This is a genomic window from Paraburkholderia aromaticivorans (assembly GCF_002278075.1).
Taxonomy (GTDB): Bacteria; Pseudomonadota; Gammaproteobacteria; order Burkholderiales; family Burkholderiaceae; genus Paraburkholderia; species Paraburkholderia aromaticivorans.
The window spans coordinates 2,975,170-2,997,490 of the sequence record NZ_CP022989.1 but is presented as its reverse complement, the minus strand read 5'-3'; the positions used below and the strand labels follow the sequence as shown (position 1 = coordinate 2,997,490).

22 protein-coding genes are annotated in these 22,321 nt (G+C 63.7%); 5 read left to right on the top strand and 17 right to left on the bottom strand.

Annotated features, from left to right (window positions below; translation table 11 throughout):
- Positions 1–31: 31 nt before the first annotated feature.
- Positions 32–1,633 (bottom strand): ABC transporter ATP-binding protein, encoded by a 1,602-nt coding sequence (locus CJU94_RS13730; RefSeq protein ID WP_095419142.1) that lies wholly within the window; start codon positions 1,631–1,633, stop codon positions 32–34.
- Between the two features lie 250 nt (positions 1,634–1,883).
- On the opposite strand from CJU94_RS13730, the gene CJU94_RS13725 reads away from it, so the two are divergent.
- Positions 1,884–2,816, top strand: coding sequence for a LysR substrate-binding domain-containing protein (locus CJU94_RS13725; RefSeq protein ID WP_074764203.1), 933 nt, complete (start codon positions 1,884–1,886; stop codon positions 2,814–2,816).
- Between the two features lie 63 nt (positions 2,817–2,879).
- On the opposite strand, the gene CJU94_RS13720 is transcribed toward CJU94_RS13725, so the two are convergent.
- Positions 2,880–4,277: an 8-oxoguanine deaminase gene (locus CJU94_RS13720; protein WP_095419141.1), complete on the bottom strand. Its 1,398-nt coding sequence runs from the start codon at positions 4,275–4,277 to the stop codon at positions 2,880–2,882.
- A gap of 537 nt (positions 4,278–4,814) precedes the next feature.
- Here CJU94_RS13720 and uraH point away from each other — a divergent pair.
- The 4 genes from uraH (at position 4,815) to CJU94_RS13700 (ending at position 8,598) form a co-directional block, all read left to right on the top strand.
- Entirely contained in the window at positions 4,815–5,168 is a 354-nt protein-coding gene (gene uraH / locus CJU94_RS13715; RefSeq protein ID WP_095419140.1) for a hydroxyisourate hydrolase, read from the top strand.
- A 356-nt stretch (positions 5,169–5,524) separates the two neighbouring features.
- Positions 5,525–6,718, top strand: a complete 1,194-nt coding sequence (locus tag CJU94_RS13710; RefSeq protein ID WP_095419139.1) for a urate hydroxylase PuuD — start codon at positions 5,525–5,527, stop codon at positions 6,716–6,718.
- Positions 6,719–6,985: 267 nt separating this feature from the next.
- Entirely contained in the window at positions 6,986–7,252 is a 267-nt protein-coding gene (locus CJU94_RS13705; protein ID WP_095419138.1) for a helix-turn-helix domain-containing protein, read from the top strand.
- Positions 7,249–8,598, top strand: coding sequence for a type II toxin-antitoxin system HipA family toxin (locus tag CJU94_RS13700; RefSeq protein WP_095419137.1), 1,350 nt, complete (start codon positions 7,249–7,251; stop codon positions 8,596–8,598). The genes CJU94_RS13705 and CJU94_RS13700 overlap by 4 nt, the downstream gene beginning before the upstream one ends.
- Positions 8,599–8,716: 118 nt before the next feature.
- Here CJU94_RS13700 and CJU94_RS13695 read toward each other — a convergent pair whose 3' ends face one another.
- The 15 genes from CJU94_RS13695 to CJU94_RS13625 all read right to left on the bottom strand — a co-directional run bounded on the left by CJU94_RS13695 (position 8,717) and on the right by CJU94_RS13625 (position 22,321).
- Entirely contained in the window at positions 8,717–9,229 is a 513-nt protein-coding gene (locus CJU94_RS13695; RefSeq protein WP_095419136.1) for an ureidoglycolate lyase, read from the bottom strand.
- A complete protein-coding gene (gene alc / locus CJU94_RS13690; protein WP_095419135.1) occupies positions 9,226–10,239 on the bottom strand; it encodes an allantoicase in 1,014 nt (337 codons plus the stop codon). Before alc ends, CJU94_RS13695 begins: the two co-directional genes overlap by 4 nt.
- 72 nt (positions 10,240–10,311) lie before the next feature.
- A complete protein-coding gene (uraD, locus tag CJU94_RS13685; protein ID WP_095419134.1) occupies positions 10,312–10,833 on the bottom strand; it encodes a 2-oxo-4-hydroxy-4-carboxy-5-ureidoimidazoline decarboxylase in 522 nt (173 codons plus the stop codon).
- Positions 10,830–11,780 carry an allantoinase PuuE gene (gene puuE, locus CJU94_RS13680; RefSeq protein WP_095419133.1) on the bottom strand — a complete coding sequence of 317 codons (951 nt, stop codon included), beginning with the start codon at positions 11,778–11,780 and terminating at the stop codon, positions 10,830–10,832. The genes uraD and puuE overlap by 4 nt, the downstream gene beginning before the upstream one ends.
- 197 nt (positions 11,781–11,977) lie before the next feature.
- Positions 11,978–12,844 (bottom strand): aspartate/glutamate racemase family protein, encoded by an 867-nt coding sequence (locus CJU94_RS13675; protein ID WP_095419132.1) that lies wholly within the window; start codon positions 12,842–12,844, stop codon positions 11,978–11,980.
- A 26-nt stretch (positions 12,845–12,870) separates the two neighbouring features.
- Positions 12,871–14,352, bottom strand: a complete 1,482-nt coding sequence (locus CJU94_RS13670) for an NCS1 family nucleobase:cation symporter-1 (protein ID WP_095419131.1) — start codon at positions 14,350–14,352, stop codon at positions 12,871–12,873.
- A gap of 340 nt (positions 14,353–14,692) precedes the next feature.
- The gene (locus tag CJU94_RS13665; protein WP_095419130.1) at positions 14,693–15,433 is read right to left on the bottom strand and encodes a GntR family transcriptional regulator; all 741 of its coding nucleotides are present in this window, start codon (positions 15,431–15,433) and stop codon (positions 14,693–14,695) included.
- Between the two features lie 312 nt (positions 15,434–15,745).
- Entirely contained in the window at positions 15,746–16,672 is a 927-nt protein-coding gene (ldcA, locus tag CJU94_RS13660; RefSeq protein ID WP_095419129.1) for a muramoyltetrapeptide carboxypeptidase, read from the bottom strand.
- A 28-nt stretch (positions 16,673–16,700) separates the two neighbouring features.
- The gene (gene tadA, locus CJU94_RS13655; RefSeq protein ID WP_095419128.1) at positions 16,701–17,426 is read right to left on the bottom strand and encodes a tRNA adenosine(34) deaminase TadA; all 726 of its coding nucleotides are present in this window, start codon (positions 17,424–17,426) and stop codon (positions 16,701–16,703) included.
- Positions 17,423–17,824: a DnaJ family domain-containing protein gene (locus CJU94_RS13650; RefSeq protein ID WP_095419127.1), complete on the bottom strand. Its 402-nt coding sequence runs from the start codon at positions 17,822–17,824 to the stop codon at positions 17,423–17,425. The genes tadA and CJU94_RS13650 overlap by 4 nt, the downstream gene beginning before the upstream one ends.
- Before the next feature lie 554 nt (positions 17,825–18,378).
- Positions 18,379–18,984 (bottom strand): 2'-5' RNA ligase family protein, encoded by a 606-nt coding sequence (locus tag CJU94_RS13640; RefSeq protein ID WP_095419125.1) that lies wholly within the window; start codon positions 18,982–18,984, stop codon positions 18,379–18,381.
- Positions 18,977–19,600: a hypothetical protein gene (locus CJU94_RS40865; protein WP_157763748.1), complete on the bottom strand. Its 624-nt coding sequence runs from the start codon at positions 19,598–19,600 to the stop codon at positions 18,977–18,979. Before CJU94_RS40865 ends, CJU94_RS13640 begins: the two co-directional genes overlap by 8 nt.
- A gap of 135 nt (positions 19,601–19,735) precedes the next feature.
- Positions 19,736–20,236 (bottom strand): hydrogenase maturation protease, encoded by a 501-nt coding sequence (locus CJU94_RS13635; protein ID WP_095419124.1) that lies wholly within the window; start codon positions 20,234–20,236, stop codon positions 19,736–19,738.
- On the bottom strand, positions 20,233–21,522 hold the full coding sequence (locus tag CJU94_RS13630) for a Ni/Fe hydrogenase subunit alpha (RefSeq protein WP_157763747.1): 1,290 nt from the start codon (positions 21,520–21,522) through the stop codon (positions 20,233–20,235). The genes CJU94_RS13635 and CJU94_RS13630 overlap by 4 nt, the downstream gene beginning before the upstream one ends.
- A complete protein-coding gene (locus tag CJU94_RS13625) occupies positions 21,512–22,321 on the bottom strand; it encodes an NADH-quinone oxidoreductase subunit B family protein (protein WP_095419123.1) in 810 nt (269 codons plus the stop codon). The genes CJU94_RS13630 and CJU94_RS13625 overlap by 11 nt, the downstream gene beginning before the upstream one ends.

Sequence of the window (22,321 nt, the reverse complement as noted above, 5' to 3'; positions counted from 1 at the left end):
GCGACCTGACGCGCGTGCGCCGCAGGCCGGATCAGGCGTGCGCCGGCTGTTCCGCGGAAGGCGCCGCACCCTCGCGGTCGCCGAACAGGCCCGCCATCCAGCGGCCGATTTCCTCGGCATTGGTCGCCCCCGTGGCGCGCACCGGCGAGAGCCTGCCGCCCGCGAGCACCGCGATGCGGTCGCAGATGTCGAACAGCTCTTCCAGTTCCTCCGAGATCACCAGAATCGCCACACCGCGCGCCGACAGGTCGAGCAGCTGCTGGCGAATGAACGCCGCCGCGCCGACGTCGACGCCCCACGTAGGCTGCGCGACCACCAGCACCTTGGGCGCCTGCAGAATCTCGCGGCCCATGATGTACTTCTGCAGATTGCCGCCCGACAGGCTCTGCGCGAGCGCTTCGGAGCCGCCGCAGCGCACGTCGAAAGCGTCGATGCAGCGTTTCGCGAACGCGCGCATCGCGCCCGCCTTGATCCAGCCCGAACTCACCATCTGCTGACGATGCGCGGTGAGCAGCGCGTTTTCCGACAGCGTCATGGCCGGCACCGCGCCGCGCCCGAGGCGCTCTTCTGGCACGAAGCCGAAACCGAGCGCGCGCCGGCCTCCCGCGCCGAGGCGCCCGGCCGCCTTGCCGCAAATCGTCACGGCGTCGGCGCGCACGCCCCGCTTTTCGCCCGACAGCGCCGACAGCAGTTCGGCCTGCCCGTTGCCCGAGACGCCCGCAATGCCGAAGATCTCGCCGGCATGCACGCCGAACGACACGTCACGCAGCGAGGTGCCGAACGGGTCGTCGCTTTCCACCGAGAGTCGCTTCACGTCGAGCAGCACCGCGCCCGGGTTGTGCTCGCGCCGCGTGTAGTCCGGCAGCGAATGGCCGACCATCAGTTGCGCGAGCGACGCGTGGGTTTCGCCCTTCGGCTTCACGTGGCCGGTCACGCGGCCGCCGCGCATCACCGTCGCGGTGTCGCACAGTTCCTGGATTTCGTCGAGCTTGTGGCTGATGTAGAGAATGCTGCAGCCTTCGGCGGCCAGCCGCCGCAGCGTCTCGAACAGCTTGCGGACCGCTTGCGGCGTCAGCACCGAGGTCGGCTCGTCCATGATCAGCAGACGCGGGTTCTGCAGCAGGCAGCGCACGATCTCGACGCGTTGCCGCTCGCCTACCGTCAGGCTGTGCACGTGGCGCTGCGGGTCGATATCGAGGCCGTAGTCGGCGGAGACTTCGCGAATGCGTTTCGAGAGCGTCTTCAGATCGAACGGTTCGTCGAGCGCGAGCGCGATGTTTTCGCCGACCGTGAGCGTCTCGAACAGCGAAAAATGCTGGAACACCATGCCGATGCCGAGCTTGCGCGCGGCCGCGGGGCTCGCGATCTCGACCGACTGGCCTTCCCACTGGATCTCGCCCGCGTCCGGCCGCACGGCGCCGTAGATGATTTTCATCAGCGTGCTTTTGCCGGCGCCGTTTTCGCCGAGCACGGCATGGATTTCGCCCGGCGCGACGATCAACGTGACGTCGTCGTTGGCTCGCACGGCCGGATATTGTTTGGTGATGCCCTGAAGCACCAACCGGGGCGCCGCCTGTTCCGGCCTGGGTGCCGGCTGCGCGGCGGCGCCGTTGCTATAAGAAGAGTCGCTCATGTGATTCCGTAGTACGTCAGTGACTGCCGGTTACAGCGCGCCCGCCCGCCTTGCCGGCAAGCGATCCGTCACCACAACCGGATGACAATACCTAATTCGACCTACTCAGTCGAGCCGTCAAAATTCCCGCAAACCCGCGCCGCAGCGTGCTTTGCGGGTATCCCACTCTTGACGCGGCTTTGTGTTCATATTAAAAGTCATATACCCCCACGCCCATTCGATCAGCCAGAACATATATTTCGGAGAAGTCATGAGTCAGCAACGCGAGGCGATCGATACGTACCTACTGCGCGTCTTGCACACCCTGTTGATGGAACGCAGCGTCACGCGCGCGGCCGTCAAACTGAATCAATCGCAACCCGCCATCAGCGCGGCGCTGCGCCGTTTGCGCGACATCACCGGCGACCCGCTGCTGGTGCGCGGCAAATCCGGCATGGTGCCGACGGAATACGGCCTGCGCCTGCTCGAACCGGTGCAAAACGCGCTGCGCGAAATCGAACGCATCAAGTTCCAGCAGCACAACTTCGATCCGGCGACCTCGATCCGCTGCTACCGGATCGGCTGCCCGGACTACCTGAACGTGCTGTTCGTGCCGACGGTAGTCGAACGTTTTCGCCAGGCCGCGCCGAACGCGACGCTCGAGTTTCATTCGCTCGGGCCGGCCTTCGACTACGAACTCGCGCTCGAAGACGGCAAGCTCGACATCGTGGTCGGCAACTGGCCGGAGCCGCCGGAGCAGTTGCACCTGTCGAACCTGTTCGTCGATCAGATCGTCTGCCTGATGAGCAACACGCATCCGTTCGCCAAACGCGGCGGACTCACGCTCGACCAGTACCTGAACGCTCCGCATCTCGCGCCTACTCCTTATTCGGTGGGCCAGCGCGGCGCGATCGACGTGCATCTCGCGCGCGAGCGGCTAAAGCGTCATGTGGTCGTGACGTTGCCGTACTTCAATCTGGCGCCGTACGTGCTGATCAAGTCCGATCTGATCTTCACGACGACCCGCCTCTTTGCCGATTACTACGCGAAATTCCTGCCGCTCACCGTGGTGCCCGCACCGCTCGATTTCCCGCCGATGCAGTACTACCAGTTGTGGCACGAGCGCGTGCATTACTCCGACGAAGTGCGCTGGCTGCGCAGCCTGGTCGCCGAAGCGACCAAGACGTTGATCGACAAGCCTTAAGCCTTTGCTTTGCGGATTACCGGCGGCCACCTGTCTCGCCGCCGACAACCTTGCCCTGGTCCGTTACGCCGCCGCCTCGTATAGCGTTTTCGCCAACCGGTTGTGCTGCTCGATGACGGGTCCGAGTTCCAGCGTCGTCAACTGCCCGTCTTTTACGATCACCTTGCCGCCGATCACGCTGTAGCTCACCTGCGACGGCGCGCAGAACACCAGCGCCGCGACCGGGTCATGCAACGCGCCGGCGAACAGCGGTTGGCGCAGGTCGAACGACACGAAGTCCGCCGCCATGCCCGGCGCCAGCGCGCCGATATCGTCGCGGTTGAGCACCTTCGCGCCGCCGAGCGTCGCGATTTCCAATGCCTCGCGCGCGGTCATCGCATCCGGACCGAAACCGACCCGCTGCAGTAATAAAGCCTGACGCACTTCGGCGACCATCTGCGCGCCGTCGTTCGACGCTGAACCGTCGACGCCCAGGCCCACCGGCACGCCCGCCAGACGCATGCGCCTGACCGGCGCGATCCCCGACGCGAGCCGCATGTTCGAACACGGACAATGCGCGACGCCGGTGCCGGTGCGAGCGAACAGTTCGATGCCGGCGTCGTCGAGTTGCACGCAGTGCGCATGCCAGACGTCGCGGCCGACCCAGCCGAGATCTTCCGCATACTCCGCCGGCGTCATGCCGAACTTCTCGCGGCTATACGCGATGTCGTTGACGTTCTCCGCCAGGTGCGTATGCATCGACACGCCGTACTCTCTCGCCATGATGGCCGATTCGCGCATCAGATCGCGGCTCACCGAGAACGGCGAACATGGCGCGACCACCACGCGCAGCATCGCGTAACGCCCTTCGTCGTGGTACGTCTCGATCAGGCGCTGCGTATCCTTCAGAATGTCCGCCTCGCGTTCGACCACCGAATCCGGCGGCAGCCCGCCGTCTTTCTGCCCCACGCTCATGCTGCCGCGCGCCGCGTGAAAACGCATGCCGATGCGGCGTGCCGCGGCGATGCTGTCGTCGAGCCGGCTGCCGTTCGGATAGATATACAAATGGTCGCTCGAGGTCGTGCAACCGGACAGCAACAGCTCAGCCATGGCCGTGAGCGTCGAGACTTCGATCATCTGCGGCGTGAGGTTCGCCCACACCTTGTAGAGGCTCGTCAGCCAGCCGAACAACTCGGCATTCTGCGCGGCGGGAATCGCGCGCGTCAGGCTCTGATACATGTGGTGGTGCGTGTTCACGAGACCCGGAATCACCAGATGCCCGCGCATGTCCAGCACTTCGTCGGCCGTTTGCGGCAGCTCCGCCGTCGGCCCGACCGCGACGATGCGGCTGTCCTCGATATACAGGCCGCCGTCGCGCAGTTCGCGCCGGGCGCCGTCCATTGTGACCAGCACGTCCGCGTGCTTGACCAGCATCGTTTTCTTCGGCTTGTTCGTTTGATTAGCCGCTTGTTCCATCGTCATTCGTTTCTCCGCTTCATTGCTTCCGTGCAAAGCCGTTCGAACGCGATGTGACGGCACACCACCGTGCCGCCGCGTCGTGTTGAACGCCGTTGGCCCGGTTACCCAGCGTGTTGCCGCCGTCTTCGGGGTGTGCTGCGGCTGAATCGCCGTCGATTCATGTTTGCTGCAACGCACAGACGTAACCTTCGACGGCCAAAATAATGCTGACAACTCACGCCAATGCGATACCCAACTTCACGCCGCCGATATAGTGGGCCTTTTTTGGCGCCGGTACGATCCGCCGGTAAGACAAATGCATGGTGATCGTCGAAAAAATAGGCTCGTTGCGGCTTTCAACGGGCTGTCTGTCATGCGCCAGCTATTATCTTTCCTATCTCGCGCGCGCTGAGCGGAACAACCTTTTTACAATGGCTGCCACGGCGCTCGCTTCAATTCGCCGACGGGTATGTAGCCACTGACGTGGAGCCTCGATCCGCCGCAAACGTATCTGGATCGGGCTGCCGCCGAAACCTCGCATTCACATAAGGAAAATTGCGAATGGGAAAGCTCACTACCCATGTGCTCGACACTGCCAACGGCCGTCCCGGCGCGGGCATCAAGGTCGAACTCTTCGCGCTCTCAGGCGACACGCGCCGCGCGCTCAAAACCACGCTGACCAATGACGATGGTCGTTGCGACCAGCCGCTGCTCGAAGGCGACGCGCTAGTCGCGGGCGAATACGAACTCGTGTTCGGCGCCGGCGATTACTTCGCGTCGATCGGCACGAAGGTGCCGGAGCCGCGTTTCGTCGATCGCGTCGTGTTGCGCTTCGGCGTGGCCGATGCCAGTGCGCACTATCACGTGCCGCTGCTCGTGTCGCCGTGGTCGTACAGCACCTATCGCGGCAGCTAAGGAGACGTCTGCCGAGGCGTCGGGAAAGGGAGGTCGAGTTCGCGCCGCCTGCCCAGCGCACTCGATTGCATTGCGCAGATGCTCACGAACGCACATGTGAGCACCCGCGAAACGCAATCGAACGCAAGCGGTCCTGTCGTCTCGATCCGACCCGACGAGCCAATAAAAAAACGGCGCCGTGCGAACTGAGCGCACCGCGTCTTTCCCCCCAAGGGCGTAGCCCTGAAAGAAATCCCCTGGGGGACACCCCGCAGTCTGCGTAGCGACGTTTTTTGCCTGTCATCGGGCCGCCAGCCGGGTTCCACAAGGCGCCAAACGCCGTTGCGTGTACAACGAATCAGAAGTGGAGGAGTTTCATGGAAGGCTTTATCACAGACTGGTTGAATCTGGCGATTCGCTGGTTCCACGTCATCGCCGCGATCGCATGGATCGGCGAATCGTTTTATTTCGTGGCCCTCGACAACAGCCTGAAACCGCCAACCGACCCGAACCAGCGCAAACGCGGCGTGTTCGGCGAACTGTGGCACGTGCATGGCGGCGGCTTCTACAACATGCAGAAGTACACCGTCGCGCCGCCGGAAATGCCGGAGGATCTGCACTGGTCGAAGTGGCCGTCGTATACCACGTGGCTGTCTGGCTTCGGTCTGTTCACCGTGCTGTATCTGTTCTCGCCGAGTACCTATCTGATCGACAGGAACGTGCTGGATATGGGGCCGGTCGTCGCGGTTGCCTCCGCGCTCGGCTTCCTTGCCGCCGGCTGGATCGTGTACGACTCGTTGTGCCGCATCCTCGGTAACAAGGACAAGGTGCTGGGAATTTGCGTCGGCGTGTACGTGTTGATCGCGGCGTGGCTCGCGTGCCATATCTTCGCGGGTCGTGCGGCTTACCTGATCATGGGTGCGATGCTGGCAACGATCATGTCCGCCAACGTGTTTTTCGTGATCATTCCGGGTCAGCGCAAGATGGTCGACGCCATGCTCAAGGGCGACACGCCGAACCCGATCTACGGCAAGCGCGGCAAACAGCGCTCGGTGCACAACACGTATTTCACCTTGCCGGTGGTGTTCGCCATGCTGTCGAACCACTACGCGATGACCTATACGCATCCGTACAACTGGGCCGTGCTGCTGGTCATCATGCTGGCCGGCGCGCTGATTCGCCAGTTCTTCGTGATGCGCCACCGTGGCCAGGTGCTGTGGTATCTGCCGCTGGTGGGTATCGCGTTGATGTTCGGCGCCCTCTTCTGGACCATGCCGAAGCCGGTCGTGCCGCAAGCGCAAGCCGCGAACTCGCCGGCGGTCAAGGTGGCCGATATCGCACCGGTTCTGCAACAGCGCTGCGTGGCTTGCCACTCCGCCCATCCGACGATGATGGGAAGCGCTCCCGCCGGCGTGCTGCTGGATACGCCGGATGAGATCTCGCAGAACGCGCAGCGGATCTATCAGCAGGCCGTGACGCTGAAAGCCATGCCGCTTGGCAATGTGACGCATATGACCGACGACGAGCGGATGAAGATCGCCGCATGGTTCGAAGGGGGCGCCGCGAAGTGACTACCGGCCGGGCTTGCTGCCCGGCGCGGCGAAGGATGTACCAGCAGGATGAAGCGGGCTTCGCGCGAGCGGGAGGCCCGCTTTTTTTGTTCCGCTTGCCGTAGGCCCCTCGAGGACGAGATCAGCTGTTTTGTAGCCCATAGGCTACAAAACAGCTGATCTCGGCGTAAAATGTAGCCCACAAGGCACAATCTCCACCGGTGATTTTGTGTCTCATGGGCTACAATAATCATTAAATACGCCAAAATTGACGCCGTGGGGCTACAAATGACCAACCTCGCCGATGTATCGGACATGTTGAAGGCCGCGCGCCGCGCAAGCAATCTATCGCAAGAGGAACTGGCGCAGCGGGCAGGCGTCGCGCGCACCACCGTCGCGCGTATGGAAACGCTCGCCAAAAACGACATGAGCGTGTCCGTGCTCGTGCGCCTGCTCGAAGCGGCAGGCTACGACCTCAAATTCGTCGCGCACGGACACGGGCGCACGCTCGAAGACATCCTCGCTGAACAACGCAATCCGGACGCTAACTCATGAGGCTCGACGTTCAGGTACTGGGCAAGAACGTCGCCACGCTATTTCGCGAGCGCGATGACTATGTCCTCAAATACAACCGTGACGCAAGCGCGGCGGATTTCGTCAGCCTGACCATGCCGGTGCGCGAAGAGGCCTGGCGCTGGCCGCGCGACCTGCATCCGTTTTTCCGGCAAAACCTGCCGGAGGGTTACCTGCTGAACCTGATCCGCGAGCAATTCGGGCCTCTGCTCGACGGTACTGACCTGTCGCTGCTCGCCGTGGTCGGCGGCATGGGGATCGGCCGCGTCACCGTGACACCCGAAGGCGTGGCGCCGGGCACGGAACTGCAAGCGCTCGACGTGCAAGACATTCTGCATGGCGACAACACCGCGGAACATTTCGCGCGACTCGTGCGCGAATATGCGCGTGCCGCCATCTCGGGCGCGGTGCCGAAATTCATCGCACCTGAGAGTGGGACGTCCGGCATGACCACGCCGATGCCGCTCGGCAAACCGACCATCAGGACGAGCCGCCACATCGTCAAAGGCTCGGACGACAGCACGCCATTTCTCGGCTTCAACGAGTTCTATTCCATGCGCGTGCTGGAGCGGCTCGGCGTCGCGCCGGTCGCGCGCACGCACATGTCGGACGATGGCCGGGCGTTGATCGTCGAACGCTTCGACGTCGACGCACAGGGATTGCCGGCCTACGGCGTCGAGGACATGTGCGGTTTATTGGGTTTGCCGCCCCACGAAAAATACAACTCGACCAGCGAGAAAATGCTCAATGCCGGGCGAGCCTATCTGCTGGATCGCGCCACCATGAGGCAGCAACTCGAACATCTCGGCTGGCATTTGCTGACGAACTATGTGGTACGCAACGCGGACTGTCATACGAAGAACGTCGCGTTGTTCTACACGTCGGTCGATGATGTCGCGTTCACGCCCGTCTACGACATCGTCACGACGCAGGCATACCCGCGCTTCGCGGCCAATCCGCCTGGCTTGCCGATCGACGGACGCAAAACCTGGGCGGCCGGCAAGAGCCTGGAGCGCTTTTTCAACACGCGCATGGGTATCGCGCCGCGGCAATACGCGCAGATGGTCGAGGCGTTGTGCGATTCGGCTGTGGCCGTCGGCCACGAGTTGATCGAAGCGGCGCGCAACGAGTCGCAATGGCACACCGTCGCCAAGCACATGCTTCACGCCTGGGACGACGGCATGGCGTCGCTGCGCTCGCCGAAAAAGAGCCTGCAATTCAAAGGACTCAAACCGGCAATCGAGGCCGCGGGGTTTTCCGCGCCTGAACCGGCGGAACGCGCGCGCGAGGTGATCGGGCATTCGCCGCTTCTTGCCAAACGGAACTGAGCGCGCCACGACGGCGTCGCCACTAACGTTGTGGTTCGCGGCCAAAACAAAAAAACCCACGGCCTTGAACCGTGGGTTTCTTTTACGTCCACCTGCCCGCTACGTCAAGGCGCAGCACTCAGGCAGCCAGCGCGCTCAACGCATCTTCCGTGAGCCACAACGACTCCGCGAGATCCTGCTCATTGAGGTTGAGTCCGTCGCCACCGCGATCGACGACGATAAAGTCGCTCACCTCGCCCAACGCAATCAGCGGATGGTGCCACACACCCTTCGCATAGTTCACGCCCTGCCAGCCGCTCGTCACGAACGCGCGAATCTTCGCCACGTCCAACTCGCCCGCCGGCGCCACGACCACCAGATACGGCTTGTCGTTTAGCGGCACGAACGCCTGGCTGCCGAGCGGATGCCGCTCGAGCATCTTCACTTCGAACGGCAGCGTGCGCGGTTGCCCGCGAAACAGGTTCACGAGCGTACGGCCGTTCTCGTCGGCGACGTCCACTTTCGCGAGATCGTGATAGCGGATCGTCGTGCCGAGGTTGATCGGGATCTGCTTCGCGCCTTCGAGTTCGATCACGTCGCCGAATGTGGCGAACGCTTCCTTCGTCAATGGTTCGATCGCGAGCGTTTTCATGATGCGAGCGTGCCCCACAGCCGCAGACGCGACACGCCGCCGTCCGGAATGATGTTGAAGCGTACATGCGTCACCGGACCCAGTGCCGCGATTTCGCTTTCGAAATAGTGCTGATTGTCCATCTTCAACTTCTGCTCGCCGAGCAGCACGGGCCAGAACATGGCTTGCGTGATCAGCGAACTGTCCGTGCCGCCCGTCACGTACGCAGCCTGGATCGAGCAGCGGTCCGGAAAGTTGCCCTTGAAGTGCGCCGTATCGACTTCGATCTTCCTGATCACCCCCGGTTGCGCCAGCGCGACGATCGCCCAGTCGTTGCCCGGTTCGCGACGGCGGCGCGTTTCCCAACCGTCACCCATGTTCACGCCACGGCCCGGCATCAGGATCGTCGATGCTGCGCCGAAGTGCTGGTTGTTCGCCGCGACCAGATAGGCGCCGTTTTCCATTGCGGCCAGATCGAACTGCTCAGTGCGGCTCGCGCCGGCCCAGTCGACCTGCGGTTGACCATACACGCGCAGACGCGCGATCCCGCCGTCCGGATAGATGTTCACGCGCAGATGCGTATACGCGTTCGCGTCGCTGACTTCGTGATAGTGATGGCTATTGCCTTGCAACGTGGTCGACGGCACGATTTCGGTCCATTGCGTCGACTGGTTCGGTGCGCCGTCCACCACGCGCGCGGCTTCCACCGACGCCGCCGGCGGGAAATTGCCCGTGAAGTGGCTGGTGTCGAGATCCAGCCCCTTGATCACGCCCGGACGCGCCAGCTTCACCAGGCACCAGTCATAGCCGGTCGCGCGCTTGCGGCGCGTTTCCCAGCCGTCCATCCACTTGCCGTTGTCGTCGTACTTGCCCGGAATGAAAACGGCCGGCTCCGGATTCAGCATGCGCTCCTTCGGTGCGAAGAAGTCGTCGCTGGCCTCGAGCGCCTGCGCGCCCAGACGCGGGTCCGCCAGGTTCACATAGCGGCGCGTGAATTCCGGTGCGTTGGGGTCGAGAATCGGGAGTGCCATTTTTGTCTTCCTTGAAATTTGCCAGTGCTGAAAAAACGTTTCGGCTCGAGGTCCGCGACGCGTGGTTGAACCTCACGCGTCGATCAGATCGTCGAGCCTGAAACGTGCGATGCGGTAGATCTGATCGAGACTCGCGCGCAGCTCTTCGGCGCGGCTATTGTTCACGCGCGCCTCGAAGTTCGCGATGATGCCGTGACGGTCATACCCGCGCACGGCGAGGATGAACGGAAAGCCGAACTTCTCGCGATAAGCGGCGTTCAGCGCGAGCAGCTTGTCGAACTCTGCCTGCGTGCATTGCGCGAGGCCGGCGCCGCTCTGCTCACGCGTGGACTCGGCCGTCAGTTCGCCGCGCACCGCGGCCTTGCCGGCGAGTTCCGGGTGAGCGTTGATCAACGCCAGTTGCTTCTCTTCGCCGGCCGTTTCGACGATGCTCGACATCTTGCGATGCAACTCGTCGACGCTGGCGAAAGGCCGTTGCTGCGCGGCGATTTCCGCGACCCACGGCGAGTGCTCGAAAATGCCCGACAGCGTTGCCACGAATGCGTCGGTCGAGGTGCTGTTGAGTTGATCCAGAGTGTATTGCATCGCCTTCATGCCGCTGGCCCGCGGTTGTTTTGCTGGTAAGGGTGATGTTCGCGCCAGTGGCGCGCGATATCGACGCGCCGCGTCACCCACACGCGATCGTGCTGTTCGATATGGTCGAGAAAACGCTGCAGCGCGCGAAAACGCCCAGGGCGCCCGAGCAGGCGGCAATGCATGCCGATAGAAAGCATCTTCGGCGCTTCGTCGCCTTCTTCGTAGAGCACGTCGAATGCATCGCGCAGGTACGTGAAGAAATGGTCCGCCGTGTTGAAGCCTTGCGGGCTGGCAAAGCGCATGTCGTTGGTGTCGAGCGTGTACGGCACGATCAGCTGCGGCACTGTCGCGCCGCCGGTAACGTTCACGTCCATCCAGAACGGTAGATCGTCGCCGTAGTAGTCCGAGTCGTACAGGAAGCCGCCGTATTCGGCAACCAGACGATGCGTGTTGGGACTGTCGCGACCGGTGTACCAGCCAAGCGGACGCTCGCCCGTCACGCGTTCGATCGCTTCCATGCCAAGACGCATGTGCTCCGCTTCTTTCTCCGGCGACACGTCCTGATAGTGAATCCAGCGATACCCGTGACAAGCAATCTCATGCCCGAGTTCGACGAAGGCGCGCGCGAGGTCCGGATGCCGTTCGATCGCCATGCCGACGCCGAACACAGTAAGCGGCAGCCCGCGCTTCTCGAATTCACGCAGAATGCGCCACACCCCCGCGCGCGAGCCGTATTCGTAGATCGATTCCATGCTCATGTGACGAGCCGGATAAGCGGCGGCGCCGACGATTTCCGACAGGAACTGCTCCGAGCCGGGATCGCCGTGCAACACGCAGTTTTCACCGCCCTCTTCGTAATTCAGGACGAATTGCACCGCGACTCGGGCCCGACCCGGCCAGTTGGCCTGCACCGGGTGGCGGCCATAGCCGATCAGATCGCGTGGGTAGTTCGGGTCGAGTGGCATGGTTTGACGAATGCGTGGTGAAGGTACGTAAAATTCGCGTGGCGCTCACGTGCATGCACGTGGGAATGGCGCGGCCGAAACAGCCTTGGAGACAACGCCTGAAGCAGCAGAAAAACCTTTCAGGCACCCCGCGCCGAGTTGGACCAGTGTAGCGAAAACACCCGGGTGCGCCCATACACCGGGGCAGATAGTGCATGTCACACGGAATGTATGTGCCGCCCCGGTTCCGTAGTGTTTACCCGCAGCAAATCCGACGTTGCCGCATTTTCCGGCGCACTGGCGGCGGAAAGTTCGGCAGATCCGCGCGTCGGAAGCGGCTTCGAATCGGTATCGGCCGGACTGAAGGATTCCAGCGCGCCGTCGTAGCGCTTGGGTAGCGGCCGCGCATAGTCGCCGCGTTTGGCCGTCGAAAGACGCAGCGCGACCAGCGCCTCGGTCCATTTGACCGCCGCGGTCACGCCCTCGATCACCGGCGCGCCGAGCGCGTCTTCAATCTCCGCGCACAGTTCGGCCATGCCCGCGCAGCCGAGCACGATCGCATCCGAACCATCTTCCGCGAGCGCACGCCGGCATTCGTCGAGGATGATGCGGCGCGCCGCCGAGCCGGGCTTGTCGAGGTCGAGGACGGCGACGTCGGTGGCGCGAACGTTGCGGCAAAACCGCTTCATGCCGTAGCGCTCGGCCAGGTGCCACGCCATGCCGCAGGTGCGCGCCAGCGTGGTGACCACCGAGAACCCCGGCGCCAGCACGCTGGCCGCGTGCATCGCCGCCTCGGCAATGCCGATCACCGGACCGCGCGCCAGTTCACGCGCGGCGTACAGACCGGGGTCGCCGAAGCAGGCAATCACGTAACCGTCGCAGCCTTCGCGCTCGCCGGCGGCGACCTCCGCCAGCAAGCCCGGCGTCGCCAGCGCTTCGTCGTAATAGCCCTCGATCGACGGCGGCCCCATGGTCGGATTCACCGCGATGACTTCGGTGCCCGGCGCGGCGACTTCGCGCGCGCAGCGGCCCATTGCCTCCGTCATGCGCTGGGTCGTATTCGGGTTGATTAGTTTGATGCGCATATCGACTCCTGTTGCATCCGCAAGATTCAGCGTGCGATGACGCGATAGAACAGCGCGGCAAGCCCGGCGCCGATGAACCACGAGAAATTCGCCATGCCGTCGAGCGCCGGCACCATCACGCAGATCACGGCGATCACGGCAGCCGGCAGCAACGCGGCGACGGCGCGGTAGTTGACGCCGTTGCGATACCAGTACGAGCCGGTAGGCGCGACCGTGTACAGATCGTCGAGGACGATTTTCTGACGCTTGACGAGGTAGTAGTCGACGATCAGGACACCGTACAAAGGTCCAATGAAGCTACCGAGAACATCGAGCGTGTAATGGATCACGGCGGGGTTGTTGAACAGATTCCACGGCGTGATGAAGATCGACGCCACCGCCGCGAGCATGCCGCCAGCGCGCCAGCTGATCAGGCGCGGCGCGACGTTGGAGAAGTCGAATGCCGGCGAGACGAAATTGGCGACGATGTTGATGCCGATGGTCGCAATCGTGAAGGTCAACGCGCCGAGAATCACCGCAGTCGGATAGTCGATACGGCCCACGGTTTCGACCGGGTCCGTGATCAGTTGGCCGAACACCGGCAGCGTGGCCGCGGTCGTGATCACCGTCACCAGCGAGAAGGCCAGAAAGTTGACCGGCAGTCCCCAGAAGTTGCCGCGCTGCACGCTGCGAAAGCTCTTGCCATAGCGCGAAAAGTCGCCGAAGTTGAGCATCGGCCCGGAGAAGTACGACACCACCAGCGAAGTCGCCGTGATCATCACCGGCACGACCTGCATGCCGTGATATTTGACGCCGCCCAGGTTGATGCCGATGTTGCGCCATCCCGCGCGATACACCATGTAGCCGGCGAGAATGAACATCACCACGTAGACGGCCGGGCCGGCGAAGTCGATGAACTTCTTGATGGTCTCCATGCCATGCCAAAACACCAGCGCCTGCAATACCCACAGCAGCATGAAACCGGCCCAGCCGAGCGTCGACAACCCCATGAAGCCGTGATGATGCACATCGGCATACGGCAGCAGCTGCGGAACGAACTTCAGCACCACGATCACCAGTGCGCTCGACGCCAGATAGGTCTGAATGCCGTACCACGCGACCGCGATCAGGCCGCGAATCACCGCGGGAATATTCGCGCCGAGCACACCGAAGGTCGCGCGGCACGCCACCGGATACGGCACGCCGTTCGCCTGGCTCGGCTTGGCGATCAGGTTGCACAACAGGTTGACGATCGTGATGCCGACCAGCAGCGCAATCAGCACCTGCCAGCTCGTCAGGCCGAGCGCGAACAGACTGCCCGCGAACACATAGCCGCCGACGCTATGCACGTCCGACATCCAGAACGCGAAGATGTTGTAGGCGCCCCAGGTTTGATGGCGCAACGGCGCGAGGTCTTCGTTGTAGAGCCGCTCGCTGTAGCCTGCCGGTATCGACGTATCGCCGGACGCGCCGCCGTCTGCATAAGTGGGAATTGCGGGACTGCCGGGCGCTGCACTGAACTGAGCCATGATTCCTCCTTGGGATAGGGACCCTCGATAGCGAATCGAAGGACGTTGCATCGGCCATGCCAGTCATTGCGCGCTCTTTGCCCGCTCGGGACAAAGCACCTGCGCGCCGCCTGGTTGGCCGTGCCGCGGATGCCTCCGTACTGAAGTACTTGTGGTTATCGCACCGCCGGCAGCCGCGGATCACCGCCGATGCGTTACTGCCTTCGAAGTCCGTCGCCCGGCGGCGCACACGCGTGCGCAAGCCGGCAGCGCTCACGCCGAGCCGCCTTGCAACGCTTGATTCGTTCAGTTCAATTCAGTGCGGCGCGCACCAGTAAAGCGCGCACGCCGGCCGCTTGCCTCAGCCTGGCGCGGCCTTCGTCGTGGATCCATCTCTGGGCGCACCATGGTGCGCGCCGAACACTTCACGCAGATCGGCCGCGCCGCGCGCGGGGCGATCCAGCATCTTCAACTCGACGCTTTGCAGATGGCGCGACATCAGGGCCGCCGCCTCTTTTGCATCGCCGGCGTCGAGCGCGGCGAGAATGGCTTCGTGGTCTTCGAACGAGCATGGGCTGCGTCCGAGCGACTCGTAAAGCGCGGAAATCAGCGTGGAGCGCGCCACCAGCCCGTTCAGGCAATCGCACAACACGGTGTTGCCGGTGAGCCCCGCCAACTCGGTGTGAAACTCGCCCGACAGACGAATCCACGCCGGAAAATCACGCGTTTCGAACGCTTTGCGTTCCCGGCCGATCATGCTGCCAATGCTCTTCAAGCGGCGCATGCCGTGACCGCTGCAAATCTTTTCCACCACCGCCAGTTCGATGATGCGGCGCATCTCGAACACCTCATGCACTTCCTGTAGCGACGGGCTCGCCACGAACGCCCCGCGATTCGGTTCGAGGTCGATCAGGTGGTCGGTCGCCAGTTGCGCGAGCGCCTGCCGGATCGGGCCGCGCTTCACGCCGAATACTTCGCATAACTGTGCTTCTGTCAGCTTGGCGCCGGGCGCGAGCCGATGCTCGAGGATCGCGGCGCGGATGCGCTCGGCGATCGCTTCAGGTTTCGAACTACTCGTGGCGGCGGACTCTGTGTCGGACATGATGTGCGTCTCGGTATGTTGGCCATCTTAGGATGGACATAAAGATTGTCAACAATTTTTATCTTTAATTTTGACAATGCTGGCGTCGGCGCTGGACCGACGGGCAACTGGGCTGGCATCGCAGCCTAGTACTGCCTACATATCAGTTTAATAAGAAGAGAGAGGGGCACCAAGTTGAGGGCCGGTTTTGTCAACAAAACGGAAGGACCTTCACGAAGACCTCTGCGCGCTGTGAAGGATAGGAATAGGCCGTTAGTTGCGTTAATGAATCAAAAGAAAACGGGCATCCACCCGCTTCTCTGCCGCGCCCGATCACGCGAGGTACGGATAGCCCGACACGCTCAGTTTGAATCCGTGCGCGTCGGCCACGAGATGCGCATCCGCGCCGACCGGCAGCGTCAGCATGTTGCGAACATGTCCGAACTGCAGGCCTGTGACGATCGGAATGCCGATCACCGTCCGCGCCTGCTCGATCACGGAGTGCAGGTCGTAGCCATTGTCGTAGTCGTAGGGTTTGGCACCGGAGAAATCGCCCAAAACGAGCGCCTGTTGCTGCGCGAGAATGCCGGACAAGTGCAGTTGATAGATCATCCGCTCGACCCGGAAAGGTTGCTCGTTGACGTCCTCGATAAACAGGATGCCGCCCTTCACCGGCGGCATATACGGCGTGCCGATCAGCGACGCCAACACCGCCAGGTTGCCGCCCCACAACATGCCCGACACGTCCACCGGCTGCGCCTGCGGCGTGTTGCTCGAGACCGTCATGGTCGGCTTCGTCAACGTCGACCAGAAGTGCTGCATGGTGAATTCGCTGAGCTCCTCCGCGCCGAAGTCGCTCATCAACATCGGACCGCCGAAGGTTTTCACGCCGGCGCGCGCCAGCAACGCAAGCTGGATCGCGGTGAAATCGCTGTGCCCCACCAGGGCGATGGGCTGATCGGTCAGCCGCCGTTGCAGCCCTTCGTAGTCGAGCCCGTGCAGAATGCGCACCGCGCCATAACCGCCGCGCACGGCCAGCACGATGTCCGGCAACTCGCGCGACGGGTCGGCGAGCCGGTTCAGATCGGCTGCGCGCTGGCCGTCGGTGCCGGCGAAGCGCTGAAAGCGCCGCCTCGCTGCTTCCGCGCCTTCGATGCGATGACCCTGCGCATGAAAACGCTGCAGCGCGCGTTGCAGCACCTCCAGATCATGCGGATACCCCGACGGCGCGATCAATTCGATAGTGCGATGGACGCTCATGAGCAAGACCTTGTTGGACGTTGTTGTTTCAGACCACCTCGGCCGGCCCCGGTTCGCTACCCGGATCGCTGCCCGCTTCGGCGCGTGCCGACGCGCGTGCTGCGCGGCTTGCGCGCCGACGCTCGGCAAAGAACGACTTGAGCGCGGCGCCGCATTCGCTTTCGAGCACGCCGCCGGTCACCGTGGTGTGATGATTCAACTGCGGATTCGCGAAGGCATCGACGACACTGCCGCACGCGCCGGTTTTCGGATCGCGCGCCCCGAACACGACTCGGGCGATGCGCGCGTGCATGATCGCGCCGGCGCACATCAGGCAAGGCTCGAGCGTCACGTAGAGTTCGCAGCCCGGCAGACGATAGTTTTGGACGGCGAGCGCCGCGGCGCGCAACGCGGCCATTTCCGCATGCGCCGACGGGTCGTGCGCGCCGATCGGATGATTGAAACCTTTGGCGATGACTTCGTCCCCTCGCACGAGGACCGCGCCGACGGGCACTTCGCCGGCAGCGCGCGCCTCTTCGGCGGCGGCTTGCGCGAGCGCCATGAAGCGGCGATCGCGCTCGGAGACAACGGGAGATGCGCACGGACCACCGGGAGCGGCCTCGGCATTCGCCGTGACCGCGGCTGCGCCTGAATCCGTCGCAATCGATCCGTCTGCACCATTTGCCAAGGCCTGAGAACTCATCGCATGCGGCGCTTCGTGAGATTGAAAAGAATCTGCGTCCGGCCCGATGGAGCGGGCAAGCGGCTCGCTCACGGCGAACCCGCTTTTGCCGCATCCAGGCTGCCGACGCGTTCGGACAGCCGTTCGGCAATGCGCCTGCAGTATTCGCGCGGCAGAACCAGTGGCCCGCCGCGCAGCGATTCGAGCGCCATATCGAGCGCGAGCATGCGCGCCTGGAGACGGCAGCGGGTAGCCTGGTCGCTCACGGCATCCAGCTCCGCTTGCAAGTCGCGCAACGCGCGCAACTGCTCGACAGCGGGCGGCACAAAACCCGCATTCTTCAAAATCCGGTTGGCGACGCGCACCTCTTCGGGAACCAGAGCGTCATCGCCCAGAGAGAGGAGCGGCGCGCCCGCGCCCGGTAACTCGTCGAACTCACCGCGCGCGGCGGCGGCAATGCGCTGTTCGACCAATGCATCAAGCAATTTCATCTGCGATCCACTACGTTGCGGCCCAAGCATTCTATCAGGCAGCGCACGCTCGTTCAGGCTCGACAACCGACGAAACCTCCTACGTTTTCAGAATCTTCGCAATTCGTACGCACGCGCTGCTGCGCTAGGTTAAGGGGTCCGCGGCCACGCCGCGTGCGTCCGTCCGTGCGTCCGTGCGTCCGTGCGTGCGCAGTTTTAAGCCGCGACCCGACAAACGACTTTCAATGGCCGACGCCGTTCGCCCTTTGCTCGCCGCTCCTCCAAACCACCGCCAACATGCGATCCGGAATGATTCACTCAAGCCGTAACCACGCCGCCATCACGCTAGACACCGCCGTAGCCACGCGCCCTCCACGCCCCGACAAACGCATTTTCAGACCATGCCTGCGCGCGACGCTGGCCGCCGTGACCATGTCGCTTGCGCTATCCGGCTGCGGCGTATTCTGCGGCGGCGCAGGCGGCAGCGGTGGCGGCTTCGCCGGCGGCTGCGCAACCGGCCTGCGTTTCTGAGCCGTCGCGCTGTGACACGCCAGCATCGAGTGAAGCGCCGCGCGCTATGCCCCGGCGTTCGCCAAAGGCCATCGGGCCAGCATGACATGCCGTGTGCGCCCGAGCAAACTGTGCATCAACGCAAACTCGCGCACGTTCCAGCACAGCGGTTCCACCGGGCGCGCAGCGGCCCACGGCATGCCATACGCCAGCGTGACGTGCGGCGTATAGTCCACCGCGGCGGAGGCGGCATGCTCCCCGCAACCGGCGTCGCGCAACGCGCGACACAAGGCGTCGTGCAGCCTATGCAGGCCAGCCACGCCCTCGCCGCCTGCCAATACCAGCGGTCCCGGCCGAGGCTTGGACGCGAAGCTCACCACCTTATCGAATTCGACGCTGAACGGCTCCATCTTGATCGACGCGGCAGCTTTGATGGCTGCGTCGACTCGCGCCTGAGGCAAACCGCCCGCGAAATTCCCGAGGTGCTGCAAGGTGACGTGCAAACGGGCCGCCGCCAGCGGTTTGCTGCGCGCGCGCGTTTCCCCGCAAAGCCGCTGCGCGAGCCTGGAGATGCTGACCGCTGTATTGGCGTCAGGAAAGACGGCGAAAAACAGGCCGTCGGTCGGTGTTGGCGGCGCCTCGAGTCCGGGCAGCCACAATTGTTCAGGCATGAGGTTTCTGACCAGATAGAGCCGGCATGTAAATGAATCTCCGTTCATTGTGCGGGCTTGCCTGAGCCCTGATCGATTCGGGCCACTCGACCATGCGAATTTGCACGATCGCCTTGCTACGGCAAGCCCGGGGATTCGCAAGATTTGGCCGGGCCGCCGGCAAAAACGTGCTCATTTTGCGAGCACACATTTTCCGCCATGGCGCTTCTGCTTCCGGTTCCCACTCAAGAAACCACTTTGCCGTGGTCGGCCCACGCCCAGCACTGTACATCCATACAGTACGAACGACAACCGGAACGGGACAAAAAAACAGAAACCATCGAGCGGATATGAACGGGCTGGCCGACGCGCCCCGGTCGACAACCGCCTCCGCCACACCCGCAGCTTTTTCGACGCGATCAAATCGACTGGGTAGGCCCAGGCGAGACGCATTCAGTCGCAGGAGGCGAGACTGATCATTGAAATTGCATTTCGGGTTACGCACCGCGCAGCCACCCCGCTCGCCGACGCCATTGCCGGGCATCGCACAGTACCCTGGCAGCGCCTCGGTGATCAGCTGCAGTTCGGCCGCGTGTGGAATCGGCTTATGGGTCGAGTCGATGTGGATGGCACCCACGCCGACCACACTGACTTCGTCGTGTCCCAGATAACGACACGATCCATGCCGCCGCGCCGCCTCATCTGTCCAGCATTGAACCGTTCGCGAGGCCGGCGGCGCGGCGCGAGAACGGAACCACGGCGGCCCGCCGGGTCATACGCGGCCCCGCCTGAGACGGCGGACTTCGATCAGCACGCGCTCGATCACCTCCTCCACCACGGCGGCAACTTCCATTGCCATGCTCGCGCCTCTCTCGAAACAGGCGCCTTCGACCGCGTAGATAACCATGTCGCGCGGCGCGAGTCCGAGCGTACGGGCGAGCGCGATCGCATCGGCCACGCCGAGAGCATGACTCGACGCTGACGCCCTGCCCCGCTGCAACTCGTCCGTTGCCAGATCGATCCGGTGAAGGCGGCCTCGGGCGATTGCAGGAGAGGCGGCGTCCACCAGCACGAGCGCATCGAACCCGGCCCAGTCCTCGATCAGCGACAGCGCGTCGCCGCTGCGCACGAGCACTGTCACGTCGGCGGGCAGCCGGCCCGCGAGGCCGCGCGCGACGATCGCGCCGATGCCGTCGTCAGCTCGGTCGGCATTGCCGATGCCGACCACCAGCACCTTGCGCGGCGCGGCGCATCGAGTGTCGATCGCCGTCATGCCCGGTGCAGCGAAAGTTTGAGGAAGTGGGCGGAGCATGAGATACACGGATCGTAGTTGCGGATGGTCTGTTCACATCGATCCCGCAGCACGTCGTCGGGTTGATCCAGCATGGCGGTGGCGACCGCGACCAGATCAGCCTCGATGCTCGGTTGATTCTGCGAGGTCGGCGGCACGATGCGCGCCTCGACAATGGCGCCGTCCGGGTCGCAACGATAGCGATGCCAGCAGATTCCGCGCGGTGCCTCGGTACAGCCGAAACCCGTGCCCGCGCGCGTTTCGACCGGCACCGAAGCAAGCGCCGGAGGCTCATAAGCCGCGATCAGCCGCAGCGCCTCTTCGCACGCGTAGACGATTTCGAGCGCCCGCACGACGATGCTGCGGAACGGATTGCGGCACGTCGGGCCGAGCCCGGCTTCGCGCGCGAGGGTCTGAACCGACTGCGGCAGGCGATCGAAATTGAGCGCATACCTTGCCAGCGGTCCGACGAGATACGCGCCCCGCTCTTTCACCAGCGCATGCAGCGCGGTGGAGTGCGCGACGTGCCGCTCCTCAAAGTGGCTGTCGTAGTCGGCCACGTCGATATCCATGCCGCGACTCGATACGATTCGCCCTTCGTTGAACGGATATTCGTCCGCGTGCCGCAGCGCCACGAACTCGTAATCCTGCTCGAAATCCGGAAAGTCGAAGGCCGCGACCCAGCGCACCAGTCCCACCGCAAGTTCGCGCGCGCGCTCGAGTTGCCCGGCGACCGGCGCAAGTTCGACGCGATCCGGCACGCGATAAAACCCGCCGATCCTCACATTCACGGGGTGTATCTCGCGCCCTCCAAGCACTCTCATCAGCTCGTTGCCGGTCTTCTTCAAAGCCAGCCCCTGGCGAACCGCTTCACCCTGTTCGCGCGCCATCTGGATCACGTCCGGGAATCCGAGGAAATCCGGCGCGTGCAACATCACGACATGCAGCGCATGACTGCCGATCCATTCGCCGCAGTAAACCAGCCGGCGCAGCGCGCGCAGCTGTCCGCCGACCTGGATCCCGAAGGCATTTTCGATCGCATGCACCGCACTCATCTGATAGGCAATCGGGCAGATGCCGCAGATGCGGGCGACGATATCGGGCAGCTCGGCCACCTGCCTGCCGCGCAACAGCGCTTCGAAAAGGCGCGGCGGTTCGAAGATATTGAGCTGCGCCGAGCTCACGCGGCCGTCCTTGATCTGCAGATCGAGCGCGCCTTCGCCCTCCACGCGCGTCAGGTAATCGACCCGTATCGTCTTAGTCGTCACGAGGTTCGCTCTCCTTCAGGAACGCCGGCGCCATCGCGTTGAATGTGCGCAAAGCACGGCGGATGAGCTGCGGCCGGGCGCCGAGCGCCTGCCATTCGCGCGCGAGCGCGGGCACATTCGGTGTCTCCATCGGACCGTAGCAGCCATAGCAGCCGCGCCGGAAGGCGGGGCAAATCGCGCCGCAGCCGGCATGGGTTACCGGCCCGAGGCACGGCGTGCCCAGCACCATCACGCAGACCGTGCCGCGCTGCTTGCACTCCACGCAGACACTGTGACTGGCAATAGCCGGTTTGCGGCCGGCCAGAAATGCCGAGATGACCTCCAGCAGTTGCCTCTTGTCGATCGGGCAGCCGTGCAGTTCATAGTCGACCGGCACATGCGCGGAGATCGGCGTGGAGGTGGCAAGCGTCTCGATGAATTGCGGCGACGCATAGACCGCGGCCACGAACTCCCGCACGTCGGCGAAATTGCGCAGCGCCTGGACGCCGCCCGCGGTCGCACAGGCGCCGATCGTCACCAGCACTTTCGATTGCCTGCGCACCATCCGGATGCGCTCGGCGTCGTGCGCGGTGGTGATCGAGCCTTCGACCAGCGATAGATCGTACGGCCCTTTGCCGATGGCGCTCGAGGCTTCCGGGAAATTGGCGATCTCGATGGCGTCGGCGAGCGCGAGGAGTTCGTCTTCGCAATCCAGCAACGAGAGCTGGCAGCCGTCGCAGGACGCGAATTTCCATACCGCGAGCCGAGGGCGTGCCTTTGCCCTTGCCGGCTTTGCCGCATACGTGTCGGCCGCGCTCAT